This is a genomic window from Streptomyces sp. NPDC110618, from assembly GCF_055657065.1.
This window is the reverse complement of sequence record NZ_JBVKBN010000008.1, coordinates 222755-227678: the sequence shown is the minus strand read 5'-3', so window position 1 is coordinate 227678 and position 4924 is coordinate 222755. Positions and strand designations below refer to the sequence as shown.

Sequence of the window (4924 nt, the reverse complement as noted above, 5' to 3'; positions counted from 1 at the left end):
ACCGTCCCCACCGCGGCACCGGGCCCGGCCCCGTCGGCTCACGGCCGGCGGGGCCGGGCCCGCGTGCGGCCCGCAGGGCGCGCGGGATCTGCCGATCGGCAGATGTGGCGGCCCCCGGCGGCGGGTCATGCTGATCACCGGACACCGAAGGAGGCAGGCGCCATGACACGGACGACCCGGAACGCGCCCTTACCACGGGCAGAGCGTGCCGCGCCGCCGGAACACCGGCACCCGGCGCGCACCTCGCGGGTCCCGGTCGGCTGGGCGGCCTTCCTCGCCCTGCTCGGCTACGGCCTCGCCCAGCTGTACTGGGCGCTGGGCGGCGGGGGGTTCCCCTTCGGCGCCGACGACGCCAACCCCGAGTACTCGGCCTTCGAGCACATCGGCCGCGCGCAGCTGGCGCCCTGGCTGGCGGCCGGGTTCCTGCTGTGCGCCGCCGTGGCCCTGCTGCTGGCGCTGCCCGGCCGCAGCCGGGTCCCGGCCCGGGTGCTGCTCGGCGTCACCGCGCTGGCCGACGCGGCGGTGCTGGGCACCCTCGCCGACTTCCGCATCCTGGGCAACCTCGCCTACGTCTTCATGCTGAAGTTCTCCGCCATCAACTGGACGGTGATCAACCAGGTGTTCGCGGTGACCGCCGTCGGCCTCATGACGGTGTCGGCCGTGACCTACCAGCGCCGGATCACCGGCGCCTGCGTCAGCTGCGGACGCACCGGCTCGGGCGCCGGCTGGACGTCACCGGACGCCGCCGCCCGCTGGGGCAGGAAAGCGGCGTACACGGCCGTCGCGGTGCCGCTGGTGTACGCCAGCACCCGGTGGGCCTGGGCCCTGGGGTATCCGCTCGGCATCTCCGACAAGCTGTGGGAGGAGGGCAAGCGGGACCATCTGTGGCTGTTCGGCGCCGCCCTCGCCACGATGGGCGCCCTCGGCTCGCTGCTCACCCTCGGCCTGGTGCAGCGCTGGGGCGAGGTCTTCCCGCGCTGGATGATCGGGCTGCGGGGCAGGCGGGTGCCGCCGGCCCTGGCCATCGTGCCCGCCTTGCTCGTCTCCGTGATGGTGACCAGTGCCGGGATCATGTACATCCGGCTGCACTTCCAGGGCGCCTTCGAGGACCCGAAGAGCAACTGGGGCGCCACCGTGCCCGAGACGATCTGGCCGGTGTGGGGCGCCGCCCTGGCGGCCGCCACGCTCGCCTACTACTTCCGTCGGCGCGGCGCCTGCAAGCGCTGCGGCCGTGGCGAGCGCTGACGCTCCCGCACCGTCCCTCAGGCCGGCGGCCTCGGGCCCGTAATCCCCCGTCGGGTCCGGGGTCGCCTTTCCCCGTGCCCGCCCCGCGCCATCCCCACGAACTCCCGTCCGCACAGAGCCCGTCGCCGCGACCGAGCGGTGAGGAGAGGAACGCTCATGGCCGGCCCGGACCTGGAGGAGGAACCCGTCCCGGCGGCGCCCGCCGCGCCCGCGGACCCGCGACCGTACCGCCGCTGGTGGCGGCGGTGGCCCGACTGGTCGGGGCGTCTGGCGGTCCTCTGGTCGCTCTGTTACGGGCTGGCCGGTCTGTACTGGGCGCTGGGCGGCGACGGCTACCCCTTCGCCAGGACGGTCGAGGACCGGTCCTCCTCCTCGATCCTGGAACCGAGCAGCGCCTCGGCCGTCGCTCCGGTGATGGCGGCGTTCGGCGCGGCGGGCGTGGTGGCCGGGGTGCTGATGGTCCGCGGCCGGTGCGCGGGCCGGGCGCGTACGGCGCTGCTGGCCTTCGGCTGGACGGCCGGCGTCACGCTCACCTTCCTGGTCCCGGACTATTCGCTGCTCGGGCTGCTCGTCTTCGCGCCCGCGCTGCTGGTGTTCGTCTTCACCGGCGTTCCCGGACCGCAGGAACTGGGCGACATCCTCTACTGGCACCGCCTCAACCTGATGATCGTCTTCGTCGGCGGACTGCTGTGGCTGGCCACGACCGTGGCATACCAGCGCCGCGGCGGCGGGCGCTGCGCGCACTGCGGGCGCGGCGAGCGGGCGGCGGCGGGCTGGACCGACCCGGCGGCGGCGCTGCGCTGGGGCCGGTGGGCGGTGCGCGTGGCGGTGCTGTCCACCCTGCCGTACGACATCACGCGCCTCGCCTGGTACTTCGGCCTGCCGCTCGGCATCACCGACGCGTTCCTCAAGGACATGGAGGACACCCCGCACATGCTGGAGATCGGGCTGGCGCTGGGCGTGGTGTCCACCCTGGGCAGTCTGCTGATGCACGGTCTGGTCAGCCACTGGGGAGAGGTCTGGCCGCGCTGGGTCTGGTTCAAGCGGGGCCGGCCGGTGCACCCGGCGACGGCCGTCGTGCCGGCGTCGGTGGTGGCCGTGGTGCTGGTCCCGGCCGGCCTGATGGCGGCCCGCGACTACGACGCCGCCATGTGGGGGACGCTCGGCCCGGCGGTCCTGTGGGTGGTGTGGGGTGCGGCGCTGGGCGTGGCGACCTACGGGTACCACCTGCGCCGACGGGGCCGCTGCCGGTCCTGCCAACGCGGCTGAACACGGCCCTTTTCGGCCGTACTTCCCGTAGGGAATCAATTCGTTGATACGGGCTGGGCCGGACCGGGACCGGACGCATTGAATCAATGACGCCGCCGGGCATTCCGTCCGTCGGCACGGGAAATCCCGTCAGCAATTCAGGAGGTATTCCGGATGAAGAAAATAGCCCGTCTCATCGGGGCCGCGGCGGCCGGACTCGTGCTCGCCGGAGCCGCGCAGATCCCCGCGCAGGCCGCCGGGGCGGGGGCGTCCGAGTCCGTGCCCGCGTGTGTCACGGCCAAGCCGTGGCTCCTGGTCGTCGTCGGGGTCGAGATCACCAACGGCTGCTCCACGACCCAGCAGGCGAAGGTCGAGTACAGCAAGGGCGGACGGCCGTTCGTCCCGGACGAGTGCCACGTCCTGGCGCCGGGCGAGAAGGTCTCGACCAGCGAGCCCTTCTTCAGGGCGGACCGGTACGTGGGTCTCCTCCCCTGTTGATCCGCTGCCCCCGGCGGCAGTGAGCCGCCGACGCGAACGGGCCGGGGCCCGGAACCGCTATCCGGTTCCGGGCCCCGGCCGCGTGCGCACCCGGTCAGCTCGCCCGGCGGAAGCTGCGGACCGCCGAGGGCGCGGCCACCGCCACGATCCCCGCGCAGGTGGCCAGTGTCGCCAGCACGGTGCCGGCGTGCGGGGTGCCGAGCGCCAGGTCCCGGGCGGCGGTGATGGCGTAGGACATGGGGTTCACTTCGGCGAAGGCCTTCAGCCACCCCGGCAGTCCGTCGGCCGGGACGAACGCGTTGGAGGCGAAGAGCAGCACCATGGTCACCATCCCGCCGATCGGCTGCAGGGCCTCCGGCTTGCGCAGCACTGCGGACAGGGCCATGAACACCCAGCCGAGGGACCAGCCGAGCGTGACGGCGACCAGCAGCGCGCCGAGCGAGCCGAGCAGCCCGCCGTCGGGGCCGTAACCGAAGACCAGGGCGCCGGCCACGAGCATGACGACCATGTTGACCGCGTTCAGCACGGTGTCGGCGATGCTGCGGCCGATCAGCACCGAAGCGGTGTGGATCGGCATCGCCTTGAAGCGGGCGACGATCCCGTTGTTCATCTCCGTGGTCAGCGCCACCCCGGATTTCAGGCCGGCGCTGATCGACCCGGTGACCAGGAACGCCGGCAGCAGATAGTCGATGTAGCTGACACCGGGCGGGAAGGAGGAGGTCTGCGAGACACTCCGAAACACCTGGCTGAACACCGTCAACATCAGGATGGGCTCCAGGACGCCCGGCAGCACCAGGGACGGCTGGCGCAGCGCCCGCAGCGAGCGGCCCGACAGGATGCAGATCTGGTGGAACAGGCCGGTCCCGGTGAACCGCACGGGCTCCGGGGCCGACGGGGCCGCGGTCCCCGGGGCTTGATCGGTGGTGAGGGTCATCGAGGTATCCCTGCCTAGTGTCCGGTGGAGTGGTTCAGGGCCATGTAGACGTCGTCCAGGGAGGGCTCGCTGAACGTGAGTCCGGCGAGGTCCACGCCCGCCTCGTCGGTGGCCCGGACGACGCGGGCCACGGCGGTGGAGTCCGCGACGGGCATGGTCAGCACCAGTCCGTCGTCCTCCGCGGCGGGCGCCAGGCCCGCCCGGCGCAGGGCGTCGGTGGCCCGCTCGCGGTCGTCGGCGCCGCGCACCGTGACGGAGACCGAACGCCGGCCGACCCGGTCCTTGAGCTCCTGGGCGGTGCCCGAGGCGATGACGCGGCCCGCCGCCAGCACCGTGATCGCGTCGGCCAGGACGTCGGCCTCGTCCAGGTACTGGGTGGTCAGCAGGACGGTGGTGCCGTCCCGGACGAGGCGCCGCACCACGTCCCACAGCGCCCGTCGGGCCGTGGGGTCGAGACCGGTGGTCGGCTCGTCCAGGAAGATCACATCCGGGTGCCCCACGAGACTGGCCGCCAGGTCCAGGCGCCGCCGCATACCGCCCGAGTAGTCCTTGGCCACGCGCCGGGCGGCGTCGGTGAGGGAGAACAGCTCCAGCAGTTCGTCGGCGCGGGCGGCCGCCCGCGCCCGGCCGGCGCCGAGCAGCCGGGCGATCAGCACCAGGTTGGCGTAGCCCGAGAGGGTCTCGTCCACCGCGGCGTACTGGCCGGTCAGGCCGATGCGGCGACGGACCGCCACCGGCTCGCGCACCACGTCGACCCCGCCCACCCGGGCCAGGCCCGACGTCGGCAGCGACAGGGTGCTGAGGATGCCCACGAGGGTCGTCTTCCCGGCGCCGTTGTGCCCCAGCAGGCCGAGGACCGTGCCCCGCGGCACGCTCAGGCTCACCCCGTCCAGGGCCTTGGTCGTGCCGAACGTCTTGGTGACGTCCGTCAGCTCGATCATCGGGGTGTCCATGGAATTCCCTTCGCTCGATCCCCAAAAGTCCGCTGCCGGTCTTCTG

General features: G+C 73.2%; 5 protein-coding genes. 3 read left to right on the top strand and 2 right to left on the bottom strand.

Annotation, left to right across the window (positions count from 1 at the left end; genetic code table 11):
• The first annotated feature begins 162 nt into the window (after positions 1-162).
• The 3 genes from ACZ7L7_RS17485 to ACZ7L7_RS17475 all read left to right on the top strand — a co-directional run bounded on the left by ACZ7L7_RS17485 (position 163) and on the right by ACZ7L7_RS17475 (position 2991).
• Complete coding sequence (locus ACZ7L7_RS17485) at positions 163-1245, top strand: hypothetical protein (protein ID WP_472076363.1); 1083 nt, start codon at positions 163-165, stop codon at positions 1243-1245.
• Between the two features lie 156 nt (positions 1246-1401).
• Entirely contained in the window at positions 1402-2514 is a 1113-nt protein-coding gene (locus ACZ7L7_RS17480) for an NYN domain-containing protein (protein ID WP_285513377.1), read from the top strand.
• Between the two features lie 153 nt (positions 2515-2667).
• Positions 2668-2991, top strand: a complete 324-nt coding sequence (locus ACZ7L7_RS17475) for a hypothetical protein (protein ID WP_285513378.1) — start codon at positions 2668-2670, stop codon at positions 2989-2991.
• A 94-nt stretch (positions 2992-3085) separates the two neighbouring features.
• Here the strand turns inward: ACZ7L7_RS17475 and ACZ7L7_RS17470 are convergent, their stop codons facing one another.
• Both ACZ7L7_RS17470 and ACZ7L7_RS17465 read right to left on the bottom strand, forming a co-directional pair.
• Positions 3086-3925 (bottom strand): ABC transporter permease, encoded by an 840-nt coding sequence (locus ACZ7L7_RS17470; protein WP_285513379.1) that lies wholly within the window; start codon positions 3923-3925, stop codon positions 3086-3088.
• A gap of 14 nt (positions 3926-3939) precedes the next feature.
• Positions 3940-4878, bottom strand: a complete 939-nt coding sequence (locus ACZ7L7_RS17465; protein WP_285513380.1) for an ATP-binding cassette domain-containing protein — start codon at positions 4876-4878, stop codon at positions 3940-3942.
• Positions 4879-4924 lie beyond the last annotated feature (46 nt).